20 protein-coding genes are annotated in these 21,859 nt (G+C 65.5%); 6 read left to right on the top strand and 14 right to left on the bottom strand.

Going from position 1 to position 21,859, the window contains the following annotated elements; genetic code table 11:
- Positions 1-153: 153 nt before the first annotated feature.
- Both ACW7G6_RS00875 and ACW7G6_RS00870 read left to right on the top strand, forming a co-directional pair.
- On the top strand, positions 154-1,491 hold the full coding sequence (locus tag ACW7G6_RS00875) for a hemolysin family protein (RefSeq protein WP_456979009.1): 1,338 nt from the start codon (positions 154-156) through the stop codon (positions 1,489-1,491).
- Complete coding sequence (locus ACW7G6_RS00870) at positions 1,475-2,110, top strand: exopolysaccharide biosynthesis protein (RefSeq protein ID WP_456979008.1); 636 nt, start codon at positions 1,475-1,477, stop codon at positions 2,108-2,110. The genes ACW7G6_RS00875 and ACW7G6_RS00870 overlap by 17 nt, the downstream gene beginning before the upstream one ends.
- An 8-nt stretch (positions 2,111-2,118) precedes the next feature.
- On the opposite strand, the gene ACW7G6_RS00865 is transcribed toward ACW7G6_RS00870, so the two are convergent.
- The 3 genes from ACW7G6_RS00865 to ACW7G6_RS00855 form a co-directional block, all read right to left on the bottom strand.
- On the bottom strand, positions 2,119-4,290 hold the full coding sequence (locus ACW7G6_RS00865; RefSeq protein WP_456979007.1) for a putative bifunctional diguanylate cyclase/phosphodiesterase: 2,172 nt from the start codon (positions 4,288-4,290) through the stop codon (positions 2,119-2,121).
- On the bottom strand, positions 4,287-5,204 hold the full coding sequence (locus ACW7G6_RS00860) for a phosphate/phosphite/phosphonate ABC transporter substrate-binding protein (protein ID WP_456979006.1): 918 nt from the start codon (positions 5,202-5,204) through the stop codon (positions 4,287-4,289). Before ACW7G6_RS00860 ends, ACW7G6_RS00865 begins: the two co-directional genes overlap by 4 nt.
- A 105-nt stretch (positions 5,205-5,309) precedes the next feature.
- A complete protein-coding gene (locus ACW7G6_RS00855) occupies positions 5,310-6,089 on the bottom strand; it encodes an RNA methyltransferase (protein WP_456979005.1) in 780 nt (259 codons plus the stop codon).
- A gap of 111 nt (positions 6,090-6,200) precedes the next feature.
- Between ACW7G6_RS00855 and ACW7G6_RS00850 the strand changes: the two genes are divergently transcribed.
- Positions 6,201-7,031, top strand: a complete 831-nt coding sequence (locus ACW7G6_RS00850; protein ID WP_456979004.1) for an inositol monophosphatase family protein — start codon at positions 6,201-6,203, stop codon at positions 7,029-7,031.
- Between the two features lie 87 nt (positions 7,032-7,118).
- Here the strand turns inward: ACW7G6_RS00850 and secF are convergent, their stop codons facing one another.
- The 5 genes from secF to queA form a co-directional block, all read right to left on the bottom strand.
- Positions 7,119-8,084, bottom strand: a complete 966-nt coding sequence (gene secF, locus ACW7G6_RS00845; RefSeq protein WP_456979003.1) for a protein translocase subunit SecF — start codon at positions 8,082-8,084, stop codon at positions 7,119-7,121.
- Between the two features lie 15 nt (positions 8,085-8,099).
- The gene (gene secD / locus ACW7G6_RS00840; protein ID WP_456979002.1) at positions 8,100-9,965 is read right to left on the bottom strand and encodes a protein translocase subunit SecD; all 1,866 of its coding nucleotides are present in this window, start codon (positions 9,963-9,965) and stop codon (positions 8,100-8,102) included.
- A gap of 57 nt (positions 9,966-10,022) precedes the next feature.
- The gene (gene yajC / locus ACW7G6_RS00835) at positions 10,023-10,358 is read right to left on the bottom strand and encodes a preprotein translocase subunit YajC (RefSeq protein ID WP_456979001.1); all 336 of its coding nucleotides are present in this window, start codon (positions 10,356-10,358) and stop codon (positions 10,023-10,025) included.
- Positions 10,359-10,471: 113 nt separating this feature from the next.
- A complete protein-coding gene (gene tgt, locus ACW7G6_RS00830; RefSeq protein ID WP_456979000.1) occupies positions 10,472-11,581 on the bottom strand; it encodes a tRNA guanosine(34) transglycosylase Tgt in 1,110 nt (369 codons plus the stop codon).
- Positions 11,578-12,642 carry a tRNA preQ1(34) S-adenosylmethionine ribosyltransferase-isomerase QueA gene (gene queA / locus ACW7G6_RS00825; protein ID WP_456978999.1) on the bottom strand — a complete coding sequence of 355 codons (1,065 nt, stop codon included), beginning with the start codon at positions 12,640-12,642 and terminating at the stop codon, positions 11,578-11,580. The genes tgt and queA overlap by 4 nt, the downstream gene beginning before the upstream one ends.
- A gap of 222 nt (positions 12,643-12,864) precedes the next feature.
- Between queA and ACW7G6_RS00820 the strand changes: the two genes are divergently transcribed.
- A complete protein-coding gene (locus ACW7G6_RS00820; protein ID WP_456978998.1) occupies positions 12,865-14,379 on the top strand; it encodes an aminotransferase class III-fold pyridoxal phosphate-dependent enzyme in 1,515 nt (504 codons plus the stop codon).
- A gap of 102 nt (positions 14,380-14,481) precedes the next feature.
- Here the strand turns inward: ACW7G6_RS00820 and ACW7G6_RS00815 are convergent, their stop codons facing one another.
- Positions 14,482-14,631: a hypothetical protein gene (locus ACW7G6_RS00815; protein WP_456978997.1), complete on the bottom strand. Its 150-nt coding sequence runs from the start codon at positions 14,629-14,631 to the stop codon at positions 14,482-14,484.
- Here ACW7G6_RS00815 and ACW7G6_RS00810 point away from each other — a divergent pair.
- Positions 14,630-16,144, top strand: coding sequence for a catalase (locus tag ACW7G6_RS00810; protein WP_456997359.1), 1,515 nt, complete (start codon positions 14,630-14,632; stop codon positions 16,142-16,144). The two genes, ACW7G6_RS00815 and ACW7G6_RS00810, sit on opposite strands and share 2 nt — an antisense overlap.
- 300 nt (positions 16,145-16,444) lie before the next feature.
- The gene (locus tag ACW7G6_RS00805; protein ID WP_456978995.1) at positions 16,445-18,793 is read left to right on the top strand and encodes a membrane-bound PQQ-dependent dehydrogenase, glucose/quinate/shikimate family; all 2,349 of its coding nucleotides are present in this window, start codon (positions 16,445-16,447) and stop codon (positions 18,791-18,793) included.
- A 180-nt stretch (positions 18,794-18,973) separates the two neighbouring features.
- On the opposite strand, the gene ACW7G6_RS00800 is transcribed toward ACW7G6_RS00805, so the two are convergent.
- The 5 genes from ACW7G6_RS00800 to ACW7G6_RS00780 all read right to left on the bottom strand — a co-directional run bounded on the left by ACW7G6_RS00800 (position 18,974) and on the right by ACW7G6_RS00780 (position 21,826).
- Complete coding sequence (locus tag ACW7G6_RS00800) at positions 18,974-19,558, bottom strand: hypothetical protein (RefSeq protein WP_456978994.1); 585 nt, start codon at positions 19,556-19,558, stop codon at positions 18,974-18,976.
- Positions 19,555-19,815, bottom strand: coding sequence for a hypothetical protein (locus ACW7G6_RS00795; RefSeq protein WP_456978993.1), 261 nt, complete (start codon positions 19,813-19,815; stop codon positions 19,555-19,557). The genes ACW7G6_RS00800 and ACW7G6_RS00795 overlap by 4 nt, the downstream gene beginning before the upstream one ends.
- Before the next feature lie 47 nt (positions 19,816-19,862).
- Positions 19,863-20,753 (bottom strand): ATP-grasp domain-containing protein, encoded by an 891-nt coding sequence (locus tag ACW7G6_RS00790; protein ID WP_456978992.1) that lies wholly within the window; start codon positions 20,751-20,753, stop codon positions 19,863-19,865.
- Between the two features lie 131 nt (positions 20,754-20,884).
- On the bottom strand, positions 20,885-21,331 hold the full coding sequence (locus tag ACW7G6_RS00785) for an HIT family protein (RefSeq protein ID WP_456997358.1): 447 nt from the start codon (positions 21,329-21,331) through the stop codon (positions 20,885-20,887).
- A gap of 108 nt (positions 21,332-21,439) precedes the next feature.
- Positions 21,440-21,826 (bottom strand): YchJ family protein, encoded by a 387-nt coding sequence (locus tag ACW7G6_RS00780; protein WP_456978990.1) that lies wholly within the window; start codon positions 21,824-21,826, stop codon positions 21,440-21,442.
- Positions 21,827-21,859 lie beyond the last annotated feature (33 nt).

The raw sequence follows: 21,859 nt of genomic DNA, 5'->3' as shown, positions 1-21,859 counted from the left end.
ACCACCTGCTAAAATTCGCGAGCGCCGCATCGGCGCGCTTATCCGACATCATTTCTCCATGGACGACGACTCCAAACCTCCGCCAACAGTCATTACGCCGCCATTGCGGCGACACGTGTGCGCCCCCTTCACCGCCAACCCGGAGAGGGCGCAATGCTGGAGTTCCTGATTGTCCTGGTCCTGATCGCGTTCAACGCCTTCTTTGCCCTGTCGGAAATGTCGGTAGTCACCTCCCGCCGGCCCAAGCTGCGCCAGATGGGTCGCTCCAGTCCCAATGCCCGCAAGGCACTTGACCTGGCCGAGCACCCCGACCGCTTCCTTTCCACCGTGCAGGTGGGTATTACCCTGATCGCCATCCTGACCGGCATGTTCGGTGGCGACGCCATCGGCAACGCGATCGGCAGCTGGCTGGGCGAGAAGATCCCGGCCCTGGGCAGTTACGCCCGACCGGTTGGAGTGGTGCTTGCGGTCGGCCTGATCACCTACCTGAGCATCGTGCTGGGCGAGCTGCTGCCCAAGCGCCTGGCGCTGCTGGCACCGGAGAAGCTGGCCAGCTTCATTGCACTGCCGATGCACTGGGTTTCACGGATCGCAACTCCGGCGGTTTGGCTGCTGATGGTCAGCACCCGCGGCCTGCTCAGGCTGCTGCGGCTGGACCGTAGCCAGGCCACGAACATCAGCGAGGAGGAGATCCGCCTGCTGGTCAGCGAGAGCCACGAGCAAGGGGTGATCGATGCCGACGAGCGCAAGATGATGCACCGTGTGCTCGGCTTGGGCGATCGCACTGCCGACAGCCTGATGACTCCCCGCACCCGCATCACCTGGCTGGATGCCGGCGCCCCGCTGGAGGTCAACCTGGAGACGATGCGAAATGCGCCCGTCTCGCGCTTCCCGGTGTTGCGCGGTACCGACCAGGACGTGATCGGCGTAGTCGAGGCCAAATCTCTGTTGCGCGCGCTGGCCCCCGGGGTGGCGATCGACCTGTTTGGCAACATGCGCGAGGCATTGTTCGTATCCGAATCGACCCACGCGATGAAGCTGCTGGAGATCTTCCGCGAGGAGCAGCAATCACTGGCGCTGGTGGTGGATGAGTACGGCGACGTAACCGGCCTGGTGACGGTCAACGACGTGATGGGAGCGGTCATTGGCCGCGTCCAGGCGGGCATGGGGACGACGACCGAACACCAGGCCGACCAGGCCAGCCCGGTGGTGGAGCGCGCCGACGGCTCGTACCTGATTGATGGCAGCCTCCACGTCGAGGACCTGCACGAGCTGGTCTCCGGCTCCGTGCCAGGCGACGAGGAGCACGACTTCCATACCGCCGCAGGCATGGTGATCACCCACTTCGGCCGCATTCCCAATGTCGGCGAGCAGTTCGCCTGGCCCGGCTGGCGGATCGAGGTGGTCGACCTGGATGGCCCGCGCATCGACAAGCTGCTGCTGTTCCCCGAACCCGAGCAGGATCCGGACAACGATGAGACCAGTGGATAGGCAACAGGCCATCCGCGAAGCGGGGACGCGTGCGCTGCTGGACGCCTTTGCCCACGGCGAGCAGGAACAGGTGGTCAAGCTGGGAGAGGTGTTCGCCGGCCTTGGCAAGCGGTCCTTCGGCATGCTGTTGTTCGTTGCCATCCTGCCCGCGTTCATCCCTGTTCCAGGGGTGGCAGGCGCGATCAGCGGACCGCTGGTCATCCTGGTCGGAGCGCAGTTGCTGCTCGGCTTGCGAACCCCGTGGCTACCCCGGTTCGTCGCCTGCCGCGGCCCGCGCCGACAAACCCTGGCGCGTTTTCGTGACCGGTTGTCACCCTGGCTGGCCCGGTTGGAACGCGTGGTACGACCACGCTCGCCCGCCTTGCTTGATCATCGCCTGGCCAACGCGTTCACCGGCTTGCTGCTGGTCGCGCTGGGACTGCTGCTGGCCTTGCCGATACCGCTGACAAACTATCTGTTTGGCGTCTTGCTGCTGTTGTTCGCGCTGGCATTGCTTGAGCGCGATGGCCGCCTCATGGCGGTTGCGTGGTTGGCCGGTGCAGCGGCCGTTACGGTGTTTGGATTGCTGTCGGGCCAGATCGCCGCGCTCATCACTCCGTGGATCGACCTGCTGTTCTAGCAGAGGTGCTAGCCCAGGCCCGATGCCATAGGCGGCTGCGCCCGCAACATCTCATGGAATGCTTCCAGGGCCATCGGGTGCCCCAGCCAGTACCCCTGGGCCAGGTTGCAGCCACGCTCGCGCAACAACGCGTACTGGCTTTCCGTCTCCACGCCTTCTGCGACCACCGGAATTCCCAACGAATGCGCCATCGCGATGATCGCGGTGGTCAAGGCAAGGTCGTCGGGGTCATGCAGGATGTCCGCTACGAAGCTGCGATCGATCTTGACGCCATCGATCGGCACCCGTCGCAGATGGCTCAGGCCGGAGAAGCCGGTTCCAAAATCGTCCAGCCAGACACGCACCCCGCGTGCGCGCAGTTGATGCAACATCTCGCTCGCATGCGCCTCATCACCGATCATCGCGGTTTCGGTCAACTCGACATGCAGCTGTTGCGGGGGCAACCCGCTATCTCCCAGCGCCGCGGCGACCACGTGCGGCAAGTCGCCACGACGCAGCTGCCGTGGCGAGACATTGACCGACACGAACAGCGGCTCCCCACTGGCCGACATCGATTGCCAGTGAACGGCGTCCCGACAGGCGACCTCCATGACCAGCGGCCCGATGGTTTCTATCAGCCCGCTCTGTTCGGCGACCTCGATGAATACCGACGGAGCAATGGATCCCAGCTCCGGATGGTTCCAGCGCAGCAATGCCTCCGCTCCGACCAGGATGCCATCGGCGAGCTGGAAGATCGGTTGGTACACCAGGCTGAGCTCCCCGCGGTCCCAGGCATCACGCAACTCCGCTTCCAGATGCAGCCGCCGCTCCACCGCCTGATTCATCGTCCGGCTGTAGTAGCGGATGCAGTTCTTGCCCGCGGCCTTGGCCTGGTACATCGCGATATCACCGATTTTCATCAGGGTCGCGGCGCCGGCCGCATCCTGCGGAAACAGGCCGATACCGATGGAAATCCCGAGGAAGACATCGCTGGCCCGTAGTGGCAAGGGGATCGCGACCTGCTCCACCAGCATTTCTGCCAACTCGCTGGCGACGGCGCGCAACTGGTCCCCATCAGCCGCCTCAAGCAGCACCAGGAACTCATCACCACCAAAGCGTGCCACCAGGGCCTGCTCGCCGGCCACCCGCGCGACAACCTTGCGGATGCGATTGGAGACCTCCAGCAATACCTCGTCCCCGACGTCATGGCCCAAGGTGTCGTTGACCCGCTTGAAGTCATCAATATCGGCGAACAACAACGCCAGCTGTCGGCCCGAGCCACGCAACTGCACCAGGCGCTGGTCCAGCGCCTCCCGGAAAGCGAGGCGGTTGGCCTGGCCGGTCAGCGCGTCGGTATAGGCCATCTTGCGGATGTCGCGGTCATGGCAGGCGATACTCTCGCTCATCCGCGAGAACGCGCGCATCAGGTCGCCAAGCTCGTCGTTGCGATCACTGGCCGGCACCTGTGTTCCGAATGCCCCACCCTCGATCGCACGCGCTGAATCGGCCAGCTGGCGGATAGGACGTACCAGCCAGCGATGGATCGACCACAACGTGACGCCGCCCAGGGCCAGCACCGCGACACCCAGCAGGCCAATCCAGAACAACTGCCGCCGACCCAGTTCCGACAGGCTCTGGCGCAAGCTGGCTGCCCCACGTTCCTGGTACCCGCGCACGACGTCGAGGTCGTACCCGATACGGACCCCGCCCAGGCGATTGCGGCCGACCAGGATCGGCGCCGACACCTCCATGATTGTGTCGCTGAACTGTGTATGCAGCGCCGTCGTTGCAATGGCCTGTGCCGCCAATGGATCGCTCATGTGCCGACCGTAACCGGGGATCTCGTCACTGCCGTCGTGCAGGACGTTGCCGTCTTCATCGAAGACAGTGACGTAGGCAATGCCGGGCTGGCGCAACGCGTCGCCGATGAGCGCTCCGACCTGGTCCAGGTCGTGGTAATAAAGCGGGTTCGCCAGCGACTCCGCCAATGGCCCGACCATCCCTTCCGCCCGTCGATGCAGCGTCTCGATGGTCATGGAATGCATCGCCGCCCGGCTGGCTGCCTCGACCTCGTACTGGGTGCGGTTCTGGCGGTGCAACAACAACGCGATCAGCGCCACCAGCACTACCATCGCGACCAGCATCAGCGATGCGACCCTCGCCTGCAGCCCGTAAGCCGGCTTGAAACGCAATGGCTTCATTCGACCTTGGCCCGTACGTGGCGGACGCCGGACTGGATGTGATCCAGCGCATGGCGGGATTTGGTGTCGATCGGCAAGAACCCCGTAGTCCCGAAAAATTGCCGTAGCGCGGCGCTGGCGGACGGATCGCTGGCCGCGCCCAGCAGCACTTCCTTGAGCCGTGCCCGCACCGCCGGGTCCATGTCCGGGCGCAGCATCTCGACCGCACGCGGGTAGTCCGGTGTGCGGCCGATCACCAACAGGTCGCGTCGGAAGGCCTTGGGCATCCGCTCCGGGTTGTCCCAATCCAGGTTGCTCATCACCCCGGCATCGACCACCCGTTTATGCACCCAGGTCGCGATGTTTCGCTCCGAACGCGCGAACAGGTAGCCCAGCGCGTCGGAATCGATCGAATCGGTCGGGGAAAGCAGTATCTCCAATGTGATTCCGAGCCCCAGCAACTCGCCTGCCGGGACAAAATAGGCACTGGTGGAGGACGGCCGCTGGAAGGCGATGCAATGCCCGCGCAAGCCGTCCAGGCCGGTGATGCCGCTGTCACGCCGGACGAAGAACACGCTGTGGTATTGACTGTGGCCGCCACGCTCGGTCAAGACCAGGGGCTGGGCGCCGGCACGCTCGCGCAGCAACATGCCGGACCCGGCGGTCTCGGTGACCCAGTCGACCCGGCCGCGGCGCATATAGCTGGCCATCTGCTGGGCATCACGCGCCATGAGTACGCTGCCCTCACGGATCCCCACGTCAGCCATCCGGGGCACCACATAGTCCAGCAACGGCTTGAGCTGCTCGTAGTGGGTCGCCGGATCGTCGCTGATCCGGCCCAACACCAGCACACCGTCGTCCGCCATTGCCGGCGACAACGCGCATCCGAACACGACCAGCAGAGCCAATACGGCCCGCTGAAGCGTTGCGATCACTGCAGAACTCGCACAGTAAGCCGGCCAACCCGAGGCAATGTCACAGGATAGCCCGAAAATCCTGCTCGCCACCCTCGACGCGCGCCCTCAGCGTGCCGGCTGCACTCATCGCTTTCCCGCCAGGGTTGCCATGCGGGTGGCATCCGCCAATACCCCGCGCAACAAGCGCACCTCCGGCTCATCCAGGCTTGCGCGCATGAACAATCGGCGCAGCTTGCGCATTGCCGATGCCGGCGCCCGGCCCTTGTGGAAATCGATCGCATCCAGCGTCTCGCCCAACTGGGTGAAAAAGCCCTCCATCTGGGCGTGCGATGCAGGCAACTGATGAGCTTCGTCCGCTACAGACGGTCCGGAGGCGGCCAGCAGCGCCAACCGCACCTCATAGGTCAGCACCTGCACCGCGGCCGCCAGGTTCAACGAGCTGTAGTCCGGGTTGGCGGGGATATGCACCGCGGCATGGCACAGCTGCAACTCGTCGTTGTCCAGGCCGGTACGCTCACGGCCGAACACCAGCGCGACTTCCTCATCGGCCGCCGCCCGGGACACCAGGCGCTGGGCCCCTGCGGCAGGCAGCAACTCGGGCAACATTATGCGACGGGTACGCGCGGTACAGCCGACTACCAGCCGGCAGTCGGCAACAGCCTCCGCCAGGCTGCCGCAGACCACCGCGGCAGACAGCAAGTCGTCGGCACCGGCCGCCAGCGCGAACGAGTCCCCGTTGGGCAATTTTTCCGGCGCGACCAGGACCAGACGGGCCAGCCCCATGGTTTTCAGCGCGCGAGCCGCCGAGCCGATGTTGCCCGGATGCTGGGTCCCGACCAGCACGATACGGATGCGATGGGCGACGGGAAGCGGAGCGTGTTCGGCAATGCGCGTGGTAGTCATGACGGCAATGGTAAACTTCCCGGCCGGCCACGGTCTCCATCCGTGTCATCGCCGGCTGCTCTTTTCCCTTGTCAACCCTTCCTTCACCTCTTTCGCCCGAGGCCGTTTGCCATGCAGAAACCCGCCGTCACCCTCATGGTCAAGGCCGCCCGCTCCGCCGGCAATGTGCTGTTGCGCCACATGTACAAGCTGGATGCGTTGAACGTGGTCGAGAAGGACCGCATGGACTTCGCCAGCGAAGTCGACGAGCTGGCCGAGAAGGAAATCATCAAGGAGTTCCGCCGCGCCACCCCGGACTACGCGATCCTTGGCGAAGAGGGAGGGCTGATCAAGCCCAAGAGCGGGAGCTCCCGCTTCACCTGGGTGATTGACCCCCTGGACGGCACCAGCAACTACCTGCGCGGGATCCCGCACTTTTGCGTATCCATCGCGCTGGTCGAGGCCGGCGAGCCGGTCCACGGGGTGATTTTCGACCCGCTGCGCAATGAGCTGTTCACCACCAGTCGCGGCAGCGGCACCACGCTCAACGACAAACGCGTACGGGTCTCTGACCGCAAGGACCTGACCGGGGCCATGATCCTCACCGGGTTTGCCCCGCGCGAGCGCGCCCGTGCCAGCGCACAGCTCAAATGCATCGATACGCTATTCACCGAGATCGAGGACATCCGCCGCAGCGGCTCCGCCGCGCTCGATCTGGCGTACGTGGCCTGTGGCCGCGCCGATGCCTACTTCGAGGCCGGCCTGAAGCCGTGGGATATCGCCGCTGGCGCACTCATGGTGCGTGAGGCGGGTGGCAAGATCAGCGACTTCCGCGACCGCACCACCGGCCCGATGGACGCACGGGGCGTGGATCCGCGGCCGCTGCTGGCCGGCAACATCAAGGTCACCGGACTGTTGCAGCAGCGCATCGTCAATACCGGTTATGCGGCCGCGTTTGATTGAGTCAAAACCGCACGGACGAATGAACAATGAACACCCACGAAAAAGGCCGCGGAATCCGCGGCCTTTTTCGTGGGGGCAATCGCACGGTTACGGTCGCCGGGCCAACGCTTCGTCGTTCTTGGCCTTGGGCATCAGGTCCTGCTTGGTGATCTTCAGGAAGCCGATGGTCAGCAGCGGGGACGCCACGAAGATCGACGACAAGGTGCCCACGACCACGCCGATCATCATCGACTCGGCCATGCCCCGCAGGGAGCCGCCACCGTACAGATACAACGCCAGCACGGTCAGGAACGCGACCACCGAGGTGATGATCGTGCGGGACAATGTCTCGTTGATGGAGGCATTGATGATCGTGCGCGGGTCGGCGCGCATGGTTCGGAAATTCTCACGGATTCGATCGAACACCACGATGGTGTCGTTGATCGAGAACCCCAGCACCGACAGGATGCCCGCCAGCACCGTCAGGTCGAACTCGTGGCCGCTCAACGCGAACCAGCCGGTGACGAGCACCACGTCCTGCAGCGACGCAATCACGGCAGCGACCGCGAATTTTTTCTCGAACCGCATCGAGATATAGATCAGGAAGCCGACCACGACGAAGATCACCGCCCAGATCCCATTGAGCGCCAGCTCCTTGCCGACCTGCGGACCGACGAAGTCACTGCGCATCACCCTGCCGGGATTCTCAGGCGTTGACACGGCCTTGGTGATGGCCTGGGCCGTCCGCGAGTCAATCTGGGCAGCCTCGTCTTCGCCTTCCTGCTCCGATTGCAAGCGAACCAGGATATCGTTGCCCGAGCCAAAGCTGAGCACCTCGGCATCGCCGTACCCGGCGTCCGCAAGCCGGGTACGCGCATCGTTGATGTCGATCGGTTGCTCGAAACGCAACTCGGTGACGGTACCGCCGGTGAAGTCCAGCGCGAAGTTGAAGCCGTTGAACACGATCGACCCGACCGATACCAACAGCAGAATGATCGACAACGAAAACGCTGCAGTGCGCAGGCGCAGGAAGTCGATGTTGACGTTTACCGGGATGAGGTTGAGTTGTTTCATGATCGTTTCCCGCCGTCAGATCGCAAGGGACTTGAGCTTGTTGCGCTTGCCGTAGATCAGCGTGGCCATCGCCCGCGAACCCGACACCGCCGTGTACATCGATGTCGCGATGCCTACGATCAACGCCACCGCAAAGCCCTTCACCGGACCGGTACCGAAGGCGAACAGCGCCACGCCGGCCAGGATTGCGGTCAGGTTGGCATCCATGATGGTCCCGGTGGCTTTCTCGTAGCCGGCGACGATCGCCGATTTGGGCGGCATCCCGTCACGTAGCTCTTCGCGTATTCGCTCGTTGATCAGCACGTTTGCATCCACCGACAGGCCGACCGTCAACGCGATACCGGCCAGGCCAGGCAAGGTCAGCGTGGCCCCGAACAGCGACATCACCGCGACCAGCATCAGGATATTGAGCAGCAACGCCAGGCAGGTGATCAGCCCGAACATGCGGTAGTACACCAGGAAAAACACCAGCGCGAAGGTGAACGAATAGCTCACCGCAGTCAGACCCCGCGTGATGTTTTCCCGACCCAGGCTGGGACCGACGATGCGCTCCTCGACGAAGTCCATCGGTGCGGCCAGCGAGCCCGAGCGCAGCAGCAGCGCCAGATCCGCCGCTTCCTTGCTGCTGTCCAGCCCGGTGGTCTGGAACTCCTTGCCGAACACGCCGTTGATGTTGGCCACCGAGATCACCTGCTCGCTGACCCGGGTGCTGCGCACCTCTTCGCCATCAACCATGCGTACCTCGGGGATACGCTCGATGTAGACCACGCCCATCGGCTTGCCCACGTTCTCGCTGGTGAAGTCGAACATGCGCTGCCCACCGGCACTGTCCAACCGGACCGAGACCGACGGTGTGCCGGATTGCGGATCCATCCCCGAGGTAGCGCCAATCAACTGGTCACCCGAGGCGATCACACGCTTGTTGAGCAGGATCGGCACCGGCTTGCCATCCGGACCGAGCTCCTTGCGGTAATAGACCTTGGCCTGCGGCGGCACGTTGCCCGAGGCGAGCGCGTCATACGCGTTGCCTTCAACCACGGCGCGGTATTCCAAGGTGGCGGTGGCACCGATGATGCGCTTGGCCTGGGCGGTGTCCTGCACGCCCGGTAATTCAACCACGATCCGGTCATTGCCCTGGCGCTGGATCAGCGGCTCGGACACGCCCAATGCGTTGATGCGGTTGCGCAAAGTGCCCAGGTTCTGGGTCAGCGCGTCGGCCATCATCCGCTGCAACTCGGCGTCGGGCACCGTCAGCGTCAGGGTCCGGTCATCTTGATTCAACTGCAGCGCCGGCTGGCTGGCGCGGATCTTGTTGAGCGCATTGGCAGCGTCGGCCGCGTCGGCCAGACGTACCACGATGGAATTATCGGGCCGGCGGGTCACCGACTCGTAACGCACCCGGCTATCGCGCAACACCACCCGGGTGTCCTCGACGATGGCTTCCATGTGCTTGTCCAGCGCCGCCTTCTGGTCGACCTGCATCAGGAAGTGCACGCCGCCCTGCAAGTCCAGGCCCAACAGCATGCCGTCGGCACCGATGGCGGTGAGCCAGCCGGGGACGGTGGACGCCAGGTTGAGCGCGGTCACGTAGTCGCTGCCCAGCACCGGCGCCAGTGCATCGGCGGCCCTGGTTTGCAGCTCGGTGCCAGGCAGGCGCACCAGCAGGTTGTCACCGGCCAGCTCGACTTGCTTGACCGGGATGCCCGCCTTCTCAAGCGTGCTGCTTACCCGGTCGGCCAGTGCCTGGTCGACGGGTGCACCGCGGCTGGCGGTGACCTGTACCGAGGGATCCTTCTGGTAAAGGTTGGGCAACGCGTACAGCGTGCTCAACACGATGGCCAGCACCAGTACAACGTATTTCCAGCGCGCGTAAGTCAGCATCGATTGCCCCTGCGGCGACCACCCCGGCCACCAGACGTCAAAAGTAGTGTTGGCCGATCAGGCCGACTTCAAGGTGCCCTTGGGCAATACGTTCGCAATCGATCCCTTCTGCACGCGGATGCGCACGTTGTCGGCGACCTCCACGGTGATGAAGTTCTCTCCCAGCTCGGTCACCACGCCGGCCATGCCGCCGTTGGTCAGCACTTCGTCGCCCTTGGCCAACTGGCCGAGCATTGCCTTGTGCTCCTTGGCGCGCTTCATCTGCGGACGGATCATCAGGAAGTACATGACGCCGATCAGCAGGATCGGGAACAGCAAGGACATTCCAAAGCCGCCAGCCGCCGGCGCAGCGGCTGCATGGGCGGGAGCAATCAGGAGATCAAGCAGGTTCATGTGGAAATTCCGTAAAGGCTGAAATTAGCCGGGGATTATGTCACGGCAGGGCACATACCACTTGCCTGGTCGTGAGACGGGTTGAAACCGGTTGAAATGGGGCTTGCACGCCACTACGGCTGACGCGCGAGATAAAAAGACTCCCTGAACGCAGCAAAGGTTCCCTGCCCGATTGCCTCGCGCATCTGCGCCATCAGCCGCTGGTAGTAGCGCAGGTTGTGCAGCGTACCCAACATCGGCCCGAGCATCTCGTTGCAACGGTCCAGGTGGCGCAGGTAGCTGCGGGTGAAGCCGCCGGCGCAGGCGCGGCAGTCGCAACCCTCCTCGATCGGCCGCAGGTCGTGCTCGTATTTCGCGTTGCGGATGCGCACCGTGCCGGTCGAGGTGAAGAAGTGGCCGTTGCGTGCGTTGCGGGTCGGCATCACGCAATCGAACATGTCGATGCCGCGCGCCACACCTTCGACCAGATCCTCCGGCCGCCCCACGCCCATCAAGTAGCGCGGACGGTCGGCAGGCAATTGCGGACAGGTGTGCTCAAGCATCGCGTTGCGCTCATGCTCCGGCTCGCCGACCGCCAGGCCGCCGATCGCGTAGCCGTCGAAGCCGATCTGCTTGAGTCCTTCCGCCGAGCGTGTACGCAGGTCGTGGTGGACCCCACCCTGGACGATGCCGAACAACGCCGCATCGTTGCCGTCGTGGGCTTTGCGGGAACGCTCGGCCCAGCGCAGGCTCAGTTCCATCGACTTTTTCGCGACATCCGGCGTCGCCGGGTACGGCGTGCACTCGTCGAAGATCATCACGATGTCCGAGCCGAGCACCTTCTGGATGTGCATGCTCTCCTCGGGTCCCAGGAACACCTTGCGGCCGTCGATGGGCGCGGCGAACGTCACCCCGGCCTCGGTGATCTTGCGTTTGTGCGCCAGCGAGAACACCTGGAAGCCACCGGAGTCGGTCAGGATCGGGCCATCCCACCGCGTGAAACCGTGCAGGCCGCCATGTGCCTCGATCACCTCGAGGCCTGGCCGCAGGTACAGGTGAAACGTGTTGCCCAGGATGATCTGCGCACCCAACCCGTGGATGTCATCGGGAAACACGCCCTTGACCGTGCCGTAGGTGCCGACCGGCATGAACGCCGGGGTCTCGACTGTGCCGCGCGGAAAATCCAACCGGCCGCGGCGCGCGGCGCCGTCGGTGCCGAGCAGTTCGAAGGACATGCGGCTCATGGCTGCTGCTCGGTGGTGCGCTCGGGCCACAGCAGCATCGCGTCGCCGTAGGAGAAGAACCGGTAGCGCTCGCGGATCGCATGCGCGTAGGCCGCAAACACCCGATCCTTCCCGGCGAACGCGGACACCATCATCAGCAAGGTGCTCTCGGGCAAATGGAAGTTGGTGACCATCGCATCGACCGAGCGGATCCTGTAGCCGGGCAGGATGAACAACCGGCTCTCGCCGGCATAAGGACGCAACTCGCCCCCGGGATTGGCCTCGGTAACTCGCATTGCCGTCTCCAGCGCGCGCACCACCGTGGTACCGACCGCAATCACCCGGCCCCCGGCAGCGCGCGTGCGCCGCACCTGCCCGACCAGCCCAGCGCCGACATTCAGCCACTCGCTGTGCATCACGTGCTGGTCCAGGTCGTCAACCCGCACCGGCTGGAACGTGCCCGCGCCCACATGCAGGGTGACGTGGCCGGAATCCACGCCCCGCGCGGCCAGCCGCTCCAGCAACGGCTGGTCGAAGTGCAGCCCTGCGGTGGGCGCGGCGACTGCGCCGGTCTCGCGTGCGAACACGGTCTGGTAGCGCTCGGCATCATCCGCGCCCGGAGCACGCTGGATATAGGGCGGCAATGGCAACTGGCCTGCGTGCAGCAGCCATTGCTCCAGCGATTGCCCGACATGGAACCGCAGGCGATAGAACTCGCCATCACGCCCCAGCACTTCGACGTCCCCACCCGCATCCAGGGCGATCCGCGCGCCCGGCCGGGGTGACTTGCTGACGCCCAGTTGCGCGCGCGCCTCATCGCCACCCAGCAACCGCTCGATCAAAATCTCGACCCGGCCACCGGTTGCCTTCTGCCCGAACAGGCGCGCCGGAATCACCCGGGTATCGTTGAACACCAGCAGGTCGCCAGGCGCAAGCAGATCGGGCAGTTGGTGGAATATGTGGTCTTCGATGCCACCCGGCTCTGGCGGCACCAGCAGCAATCGGCTCGACGAGCGTTCGGGCAACGGCGCCTGGGCAATCAGCGCCTGCGGCAACGCATAATGGAAATCGGATTTTTTCAAGGCGGATCTTCGAGGCGACTTTCGGGCAGACGGGCGCGGTGACAACCCACCCGCGCCGGCCGCATAGTGTAACGACGGTGGGGGTTATGCCCAATACGGCCGGCATGATAGAATCATGCAACTAATTGAATCAAAACGAAAAACACCCTCGTGTTGAACTCCTGAGCGCTTATGCCGGGCTACTTTCGACACCGCAATCGACCCCGTGGAGGAACAACACCGATGTCCAGCACCACCAACGGCAACGCCATTGTCAGCAAACTTGCGCCACTGCGCGCCCACGCCGGCTCGCGCCGTACCATCGGCCTGGACGATGCTGTTCTGGCCAGTTTTTCCACCGATGCCGACCTGATCGAGGCGGTCGATGCCGCGGTCGCCGAATACCACCGCGTCAAGGGTGATTTCGCCGACCTGCTCGAGCTCGACGAGGATGCCCAGACCCACGCCATGCAGGCGGGTTTCATCAACTTCTACCAGGACGACGCGGTCAATCCCTATATCGCCCTCACCGCACGCGGGCCGTGGATCGTGACCCTGAAGGGCGCGGTGCTGCATGACTCGGGCGGCTACGGCATGCTGGGTTTCGGCCACGCGCCGGTCAAGGTGCTGGAGGCGATGGCCAAGCCGCAGGCGATGGCCAACATCATGACTCCGAACCTGTCCCAGCTGCGCTTTAGCACCTTGCTGCGTGAAGCGATCGGCTTGGGCCGCGACTGTCCGTACGCGAGCTTCATGTGCCTGAACTCAGGTTCCGAATCGGTCACGCTGGCGGCCCGCATCGCCGATGCCAATGCCAAGGTCATGACCGACGAAGGCGGCCGGTACGCCGGTCGCACCACCATCAAGCGGGTCGTGGTCAAGGGTGGTTTCCATGGCCGCACCGAGGGTCCGGGCTTGTACTCCAATTCCTCGCGCAAGGCCTACGAGCAGTACCTGGCCAGCTACCGCGGCGAGAACAGCGTGATCGTGATCGCGCCCTACGACATCGACGCGCTGAAGCAGGCGTTCGCCGATGCCGACGCCAACAACTGGTTCATCGAGGCGATGTTCCTGGAGCCGGTAATGGGCGAAGGCGACCCGGGCCGCAGCGTACCGGTTGACTTCTACAATGCCGCCCGCGCGCTGACCAAGGCCCATGGCGCGCTGCTGCTGGTCGACTCGATCCAGGCCGGACTGCGCGCCAACGGCGTGTTGTCGATCGTTGATTACCCCGGCTTCGAGGGCGTCGATGCGCCCGACATGGAGACCTACTCCAAGGCGCTCAACGCCGGCCAGTACCCCTTGTCGGTTCTGGCGGTCAACGAGGTGGCCGCGAATGCCTACAAAAAGGGCTTGTACGGCAACACCATGACCACCAACCCGCGCGCGCTGGACACGGCCTGCGCGGTGCTGGAAACGGTTACTCCGGCCCTGCGCGAGACCATCCGCGCCCGCGGCGCCGAGGCGATCCAGAAGCTGGAGGCGCTCAAGGATTCGCTGGGCGGGATGATCACCAAGGTCCAGGGCACCGGCCTGCTGTTCTCGTGTGAGCTGTCCGACGACTTCAAGTGCTTCGGCACCGATTCCACCGAAGAGTGGCTGCGTGAGCACGGCATCGGCGTGATCCACGGCGGCGCCAACTCGCTGCGTTTCACCCCGACCTTCACCGTCACCAGCGCCGAGATCGACCTGCTGGTCAGCATGGTCAGCCGCGCCCTCAAGGAAGGCCCTCGCCTCAATCAGGCCGCGGTAGCCTGACCGCCACCACGTCAGACACTGCAAGCGCGTACTGAAAAAGCCGGGGCAACCCGGCTTTTTCACGCCAGCATCAATACGATTGAAATTTTTGATCGCTCGTAGCTAGAGTCGTGCGGTTTGCCTATCGCTTTGATCGAGATAATCGAATGGCATATCAATGGCGCGCGAGGCAGACTCGTTGGCAACACCAAGCCAAGCCGCCTGGATCCGTCCCAATGCGGCGCTGACCATCGACATGAGGAAGACGACCATGACCCGTTCCGACAACACGTCCAACAGCAGTGCGCCCAACAGCGGATCGACCACCGGTGCCGGCGCGCCCGCCCCGAGCGACCGCAACTCGCTGAGCATCGGCGCCGACGGTCCGATCCTGCTGCACGACGTGCACTTCCTGGAGCAGATGGCGCACTTCAACCGCGAGAAGGTGCCCGAGCGCCAGCCGCACGCCAAGGGCGCGGGTGCGTTCGGCGTGCTCCAGACCACCGAGGATGTCTCGAAGTACACCAAGGCGGCGCTGTTCCAGAAGGGCGCGTCGACCGACATGCTGGCGCGCTTCTCCACCGTCGCCGGCGAGATGGGCAGCCCCGACACCTGGCGCGACGTACGCGGCTTCTCGCTGAAGTTCTACACCGATGAGGGCAACTACGACCTGGTCGGCAACAACACGCCGGTGTTCTTTGTCCGCGACCCGATGAAGTTCCCCCACTTCATCCGCAGCCAGAAGCGCCTGCCCGACTCCGGCCTGCGCGACAACCACATGCAGTGGGACTTCTGGACCAACAATCCCGAGACCGCGCACCAGGTCACCTACCTGATGGGCGAGCGTGGCCTGCCGCGCACCTGGCGGAACATGAACGGCTACGGCTCGCACACCTATATGTGGATCAACGCTGCCGGCGAGAAGTTCTGGGTCAAGTACCACTTCCACACCGAGCAGGGCATGGCGTTCTTCAATAACGCGGAAGCTTCCACGATGGCGGGCCAGGACGCCGACTTCCACCGCGGCGACCTGTTCAACGCGATCAAACGCGGCGAGCACCCCAGCTGGATCCTGTCGGTGCAAGTCATGCCGTACGCGGACGCGAAGAGCTACCGCTTCAATCCGTTCGACCTGACCAAGACCTGGTCGCACAAGGACTATCCGCTGATCAAGGTCGGCACCATGACCCTGAACCGCAACCCGGAGAACTTCTTCGCCCAGATCGAGCAGGCCGCGTTCTCGCCGGGCAACACGGTGCCGGGCATCGGCCTGTCGCCGGACAAGATGCTGCTCGGTCGCGCGTTCGCCTACGCCGACGCCCAGCGCCACCGAATCGGCACCAACTTCCACCAGCTGCCGGTCAACCAGCCCAAGGTGCCGGTCAACACGTACATGTTCGACGGCCAGATGACCTACCACCACAGCGGCAACGCGCCGGTGTACGCACCCAACAGCGGCGGCCGCACTTGGGCCGATGAAACCGGCCCGGTGGCAGACGGCTGGGAGACCGACGGCGAGATGGTCCGCAGCGCCTACACCCTGCACGCGGAGGACGACGACTTCGGCCAGCCCGGCACCTTGGTGCGCGAGGTCTGGAACGATGCCCAGCGCGCGCAGTTTGTCGATCAGGTCGCCGGCAGTCTGCTCGGCGGCGTCCGCAGCCCGGTGCTGGAACGCGCGTTCGAATACTGGAAGAACGTCGACCCCGCGACCGGCCAGCAGATCGAGGACAAGGTCCGTTCCGGCAGCGCGCCGGCACCGGCCGAGGGCATGGGCGAGGGCTGATCACCGGCTCGTATGCATGATCGCCAGCTCGTGAAGCGGTCTCGGCCAAGGCCGCCGCAACACGACCGATTGCGACCAGACCGATCGCAACACCCCGGCCTCGCGTGCCAGTCACGCGGGGCCGTTTTGTATGCCCGTGGCGTCATCCAGGTCACGGACATCCGGTAGGGTTTCAGCGCAGGGCGGAAAGCCGTTGGTCAATTCCGCGTAGTAGGCTCACGCACACAACTACTCTCACTGCCGGAGTCCACCGTGGGTATTTCAGCGCAAGCAACTTCACCCCGGGCTTGGCCTGCCTACGTGGCCGCCATCCTGGTGCTGCTGTGCGGGGCGTTCATGGCGATCGGCGGCGGCCGACTGCTGATGCTCGGCGGCAGTCCGTATTTCGTGCTCGCGGGCATCGGCCTGGTGGTCGCGGCGGTGCTGATGTTCCGCCGCCGGGCCGCCGGCACCTGGCTGTATGCGTTGGTGATGCTGGCGACGCTCGGTTGGGCGCTGTGGGACGTGGGCCTGGAGTTCTGGCCTTTGGTCTCGCGGCTGTTCGCGTTCGGCGTGCTGAGCCTGCTGGTCGCGCTGGCCTGGCCCGCGCTGACGGGTACCCGCAATCGCGGCGTTTGGGTCGTCGCCGCCGTGCTCGCCGTGGCCCTGCTCGCCACTGCCATCCGGGCGTTCCAGCCGAGCCCGATGGTGCAGGCCAGCGGTCCGTATCCGGCGGTGACGCCGGTATCGCCGGCGGCGGCACAGAAGGAATGGCGGCATTGGGGCAACACGACCGCCGGCACGCACTTCGCGGCGCTCGACCAGATCAACCGCGACAACGTCGGCCAACTGCAGGTCGCGTGGACGGCGCGCACGGGCGACATCCCCGAGAGCACCGGCTCTGGTGCCGAGGATCAGAACACGCCGCTGCAGATCGGCGACACGCTGTATGTGTGCACCGCCTACGGCAAGGTGTTGGCGCTGGACGTGGACACCGGCGAGGAGGCGTGGCGGTTCGACCCGCACGCCACCGCGCCCAACTGGCAGCGCTGTCGCGGCCTCGGCTACCACGAGCAGCTGGCTGGCGCGGCATCGGCGAGCGTCGATCCAGCCAGACGCCCGGCCCTTGCCTCGGCGAACTGCAGCAAGCGCCTGTTCCTGCCCACCATCGACGCCCGCCTGATCGCCCTGGATGCCGACAGCGGCCAACCGTGCGCGGACTTCGGCGACAACGGTACGGTCGACCTCGGCATCGACATGGGCCAGATCAAGCCCGGCTACTACCAGCAGACCTCGACCCCGCTGGTGGCCGGCGACCTGGTGATCGTCGGCGGCCGCGTCGCCGACAACTTCTCGGTCGGCGAACCGCCCGGCGTGGTCCGTGCCTACCACGCGGTCACCGGCGAGCTGGCCTGGGCCTGGGATCCGGGCAACCCCGCCACCACCCTGCGCCCGCCCGAAGGCGAGACCTACACCCGCGGCACGCCCAACGTGTGGTCGGCGATGGCCTACGACCCCGCACTCGGCCTGGTGTACCTGCCGACCGGCAACGCCACCCCCGACTTCTGGTCCGGCCATCGCAGCGAACTCGACGACAAGTATTCATCGGCGGTGGTCGCGGTGGATGTCGCCACCGGCCGGCCGCGCTGGCACTACCAGATGACCCACCGCGACCTGTGGGACTTCGACATCCCGGCCCAGCCGCTGTTGTACGACGTGCCCGACGGCAACGGCGGCACCCTGCCGGCGCTGGTGCAGATCACCAAGCAGGGCGAGATCTTCATGCTCAACCGGGTCACCGGCGAGCCGATCGCCGAAGTCGTCGAAAAGCCGGTGCCACAGGGCAACCTGCCCGGCGAGCGCTATTCACCGACCCAGCCGTACTCGGTCGGCATGCCCTCGATCGGCAACGAGACCCTGGTCGAATCCGACATGTGGGGCGCCACCCCGTTCGACCAGCTGCTGTGCCGGATCCAGTTCAAGTTACTGCGCCACGAGGGCGTGTACACCCCACCGGGGCTGGACCGCTCGCTGCAGATGCCCGGCTCGCTGGGCGGCATGAACTGGGGCGGCGTCTCGGTCGACCCGACCACCCACACCATGTTCGTCAACGACATGCGCCTGGGGCTGGCCAACTACATGGTGCCGCGCGCGGACGTCCCGACCTCCGCCAGCGGCATCGAGATGGGCATCGTCCCGCAGGACGGCACGCCTTACGGTGCGATGCGCGAGCGTTACCTCTCGCAGCTCGGCATCCCCTGCCAGAAGCCGCCGTTCGGCACCATGACCGCGATCGACCTGGCCAGCCGCGAGATCCTCTGGCAGGTGCCATTGGGTACCGTGCAGGACACCGGCCCGCTGGGCATCAAGATGCATCTGCCGATCCCGGTCGGCATGCCGACCCTGGGCGGCTCGCTGGCTACCCAGTCCGGCCTGGTGTTCTTCGCCGGCACCCAGGACTACTACCTGCGCGCACTCGACGGCCGCACCGGCAAGGAATTGTGGAAGGCGCGGTTGCCGGTCGGCAGCCAGGCGGGACCGATGACCTACGTCTCGCCCGATACCGGCCGCCAGTACGTGGTGGTGACCGCCGGCGGTGCCCGCACCTCGCCCGACCGCGGCGACTATGTGATCGCCTATGCGTTGCCGGAGGGTTCGGCGGATCGTTGATCCTGGTTGCCGTGGGCATGGCGAGGGCTGATCACCCGCACGTATTGACGCCGGCTTGTGAAACACCCGGCCCCGCGTGCCTGTCATGCGGGGCCGTTTTGTATCCGGCGCGTGACCACCGCGCCCGGAGCTCCCGCGCCGAATCGACACTGGAACCCGATTCGGGGGGATTACCGGCGGCTACGCATTCACCGCCAGTTGGAACGCCACCCCGCACGCCAGCCCTGTCACCGCACCGACGAGGACTTCCGAAATCCGGTGTCGGCGCAGTACCAACCGCGACCACGCCACCACCACTGCGGCCGCGAGCAACCCGGCGAACGCCACCGCCTGCGGCCAGACGATGCACGCCGCGAACATCGCGAACCCGACATGCAAAGAGATCTTGAGCCGGCCGCGCAGCACGTGGCCGGCCAGCACGATCACCCCCGACAAGCCGATCGCCGCGACTACACCACGATCCGAACCGGCCGCCGCGAGTATCGCCGCAAGCCCCAGCAGCACCCATGCGGCGAACCGGTTGAGTTGCGAGCGCTCGTGCGGTTGCGAGGCATCGATATGCGACCAGCGGCCCGAGCGGGTCTGCAGCACGCTGTAGATCATCACCACCGCGGCCGCCGCCAGCGTGAGCCCCAACGCCTGCCACACCCGTCCCGGCGCCGGGCCGCCCGCATTAGTGGCCACGGCGGCTGCGACCATCATCACCACCACCGGGTGGATCAGGATCGACACCAGGCGCGCGACCCATTCCCAAGTCGGTTTCATGCCGTTGCCGGCGCCGCCTTCCCCGCCTCCAGGCGCGCCCCGGCGAGCGTGCCGACGGCATGCGCCAGGAACGGCATCACGAAGTGCCGCGGCTCGAAAAGATGGATGGCGCTGGCGAGGCCCTCGGCGCTGGCCACGTCCACGCCCGCAGGCGGCGGAATCAGCGACGGGCCGAGGGTGACGAGTGCCAGGTTGACGGCACGGCCGACGACGAACCCGACGACGACGGCAATCACGTTGCGCAGCAGGTGGGGCATGGCGGGTTACCGACGAGTGGAAGATTGGCCTTGGAGCGTCGAAACGATCAGGCGTTCTCGAGCCAGGCCTGTACGGCCCGGCCGAACGCCGCGCCCTGCCGTGGATCGGCGCCGAGATAGAAGTCCGGCTCGATCAGTTCGGCCTCCATCAGCAGCCAGCGGCCGTCCGTATCGGGCAGGACGTCGATGCGTGCGTACAGCAGCGGCGTGTCGATCGCAGCGAGGGTTTGTTCGGCCAGCGCCAGCGCACCGGCCGGGGGTTCCGGCAGTGCGGTGTAGATGCCGCCGTACTGCACCTGGATGCGGAACTCGCCCGTCACTGGGCGCTTGTTGACTGCATGGCTGAAGCGGCCGCCAAAGAACAGCAGCGAGGTTTCGCCTTCGGTCTCGATGGTCGGCAGGTACGGCTGGATCATCGCGGCGCCTGCGGGGACATCGTGAGGGGCTTCGTGGAGACGATCGCCGCGGCCCAGGCGCTGGGTCTTCCAGCCACCGCCGGAGACGGTCGGCTTGACGATCAACTGCTCCGCGCCGGTGGCGGCGAATACCTTCTCGAGCTGGGCCGGCGTCACCCGGTCTGTCCAGAGGGTGGGCGGGGTCGCGATGTCCCGTTGCCCCAGCCTCTCCAGATAACGCTTGTCCGAGTTCCAGGCCAGTACTGCGGCAGGATTGGCCAGCGCGATCCCGTCGGCGTCCCAGGTCCGGCAGGCGTGAAGCCAGCGGGCGTGATCGTAATGGTAGCCCCACACGATCAGCGGAAGGACCAGCGCAAACCGCTTCAACCCGCTGCTGTCATCGACATGGGCCGTCCATGGTGTCGGCGTCGCGGTCACGCCGCTGGTTTCCAGCGCGCTCTGGAGACGGTGCAACACCTCCGGCCACAGCTCCGCGAAAGAGGGGTCGGCGGGATCGGGGGTGAGGATGGCGACTTCGGTCATCGGTGCTCCGGTACGTGGCGCTTGCGTGGCGATTTTCGGCGTTGGGGAACCGGCGCGATCCATGCTATCCGGATCAGGTCAACGTATGCACGAGGTGACGAGTGGAAGCTTGGCGAGCTTACCGCTGCGGATCACTCTTCGCCCGGCCATTGGCTTGCCGCCAACTGCCGACGCAGCGTCTCCGCATAAACCTCCCTGACCCGCTCGTCTGGCGTATCTGGCGCATGCGGATAGACGCGCAACATCCCGTCGCCGACCCGGCGCGGATGCACATGGAAATGCAGGTGCGGCACTTCCTGGCCGGCCGCCTCGCCGATGGAATGCCAGATGCCAAGACCCTCGTTGGCGAACGCCTCCCCGACCGCCCGTGTCACCCGCGTCAGCATGGACATCACCGCCGCGCCGGTGGCGTCGTCCAGCTCACGAACATCCGGCAAATGACGCCGCGGAACCACCAGGACATGGCCCGGGTTGAACTGGCGCAGATCGACGAACGCGACCACCAGATCGTTCTCGCAGACGATGCTCGCGGGCTCGGTTCCGCGGACGATCCTGCAGAAGGGACAGTCGCTGCTCATGTGCGACAAACGGACTCGATGAACGCCATGACTTTCCCCTGCTGCTGGTCGAACAATCCCCTTGACGGCAACCGCAGCCGGATCCGCGGTGCGCCTTGCACGATGTTGCTAGACAGGAAACTCCCCGTCCAGGTAAAACCAGCGGCCATCCACGCACGCGAAACGGCTCACCTCGTGCAGCCGTACCGCGGGAGCGCTGCCAACCTTGTAGCGGGCCACGAACTCCACCACCGCGCTGCCATCACCGGCATCGGCGTGGCGCTTCACGTCCAGCCCCAGCCAGCGCAGACCCGGGGTGTCGTCCAGGTCGAGCGAGGCTGGGCGGGTGTCGGGGTGCCAAGTGGCCAGCAAGTAGTCACGCAGGCCCAGCACATAGGCGCTGTAGCGCGAACGCATCAACGCCTCGGCGGTGGCGGCCGGGGCACGGCCCTCGTGCAGCGGCTGGCAGCAGGTCGCATAAGCGACGGACGGGTTGCAGGGACAGGACTGGGGCATGGAGAGTCTGGAATCACGCCGCGCAGCGGAGCC

This window comes from Lysobacter sp. A421 (assembly GCF_054052145.1).
This window is presented reverse-complemented; position numbering and strand designations above follow the sequence as displayed.

What these genes read in the sequence shown, in the direction of transcription:
- ACW7G6_RS00875 (WP_456979009.1), top strand. Translation starts at nt 154, where the DNA reads ATGCTGGAGTTCCTGATTGTCCTGGTCCTGATCGCGTTCAACGCCTTC.
- ACW7G6_RS00870 (WP_456979008.1), top strand. Translation starts at nt 1,475, where the DNA reads ATGAGACCAGTGGATAGGCAACAGGCCATCCGCGAAGCGGGGACGCGT.
- ACW7G6_RS00865 (WP_456979007.1), bottom strand. Translation starts at nt 4,290, where the DNA reads ATGAAGCCATTGCGTTTCAAGCCGGCTTACGGGCTGCAGGCGAGGGTC.
- ACW7G6_RS00855 (WP_456979005.1), bottom strand. Translation starts at nt 6,089, where the DNA reads ATGACTACCACGCGCATTGCCGAACACGCTCCGCTTCCCGTCGCCCAT.
- ACW7G6_RS00850 (WP_456979004.1), top strand. Translation starts at nt 6,201, where the DNA reads ATGCAGAAACCCGCCGTCACCCTCATGGTCAAGGCCGCCCGCTCCGCC.
- secF (WP_456979003.1), bottom strand. Translation starts at nt 8,084, where the DNA reads ATGAAACAACTCAACCTCATCCCGGTAAACGTCAACATCGACTTCCTG.
- secD (WP_456979002.1), bottom strand. Translation starts at nt 9,965, where the DNA reads ATGCTGACTTACGCGCGCTGGAAATACGTTGTACTGGTGCTGGCCATC.
- yajC (WP_456979001.1), bottom strand. Translation starts at nt 10,358, where the DNA reads ATGAACCTGCTTGATCTCCTGATTGCTCCCGCCCATGCAGCCGCTGCG.
- tgt (WP_456979000.1), bottom strand. Translation starts at nt 11,581, where the DNA reads ATGAGCCGCATGTCCTTCGAACTGCTCGGCACCGACGGCGCCGCGCGC.
- ACW7G6_RS00820 (WP_456978998.1), top strand. Translation starts at nt 12,865, where the DNA reads ATGTCCAGCACCACCAACGGCAACGCCATTGTCAGCAAACTTGCGCCA.
- ACW7G6_RS00810 (WP_456997359.1), top strand. Translation starts at nt 14,630, where the DNA reads ATGACCCGTTCCGACAACACGTCCAACAGCAGTGCGCCCAACAGCGGA.
- ACW7G6_RS00815 (WP_456978997.1), bottom strand. Translation starts at nt 14,631, where the DNA reads ATGGTCGTCTTCCTCATGTCGATGGTCAGCGCCGCATTGGGACGGATC.
- ACW7G6_RS00800 (WP_456978994.1), bottom strand. Translation starts at nt 19,558, where the DNA reads ATGAAACCGACTTGGGAATGGGTCGCGCGCCTGGTGTCGATCCTGATC.
- ACW7G6_RS00795 (WP_456978993.1), bottom strand. Translation starts at nt 19,815, where the DNA reads ATGCCCCACCTGCTGCGCAACGTGATTGCCGTCGTCGTCGGGTTCGTC.
- ACW7G6_RS00790 (WP_456978992.1), bottom strand. Translation starts at nt 20,753, where the DNA reads ATGACCGAAGTCGCCATCCTCACCCCCGATCCCGCCGACCCCTCTTTC.
- ACW7G6_RS00785 (WP_456997358.1), bottom strand. Translation starts at nt 21,331, where the DNA reads ATGAGCAGCGACTGTCCCTTCTGCAGGATCGTCCGCGGAACCGAGCCC.
- ACW7G6_RS00780 (WP_456978990.1), bottom strand. Translation starts at nt 21,826, where the DNA reads ATGCCCCAGTCCTGTCCCTGCAACCCGTCCGTCGCTTATGCGACCTGC.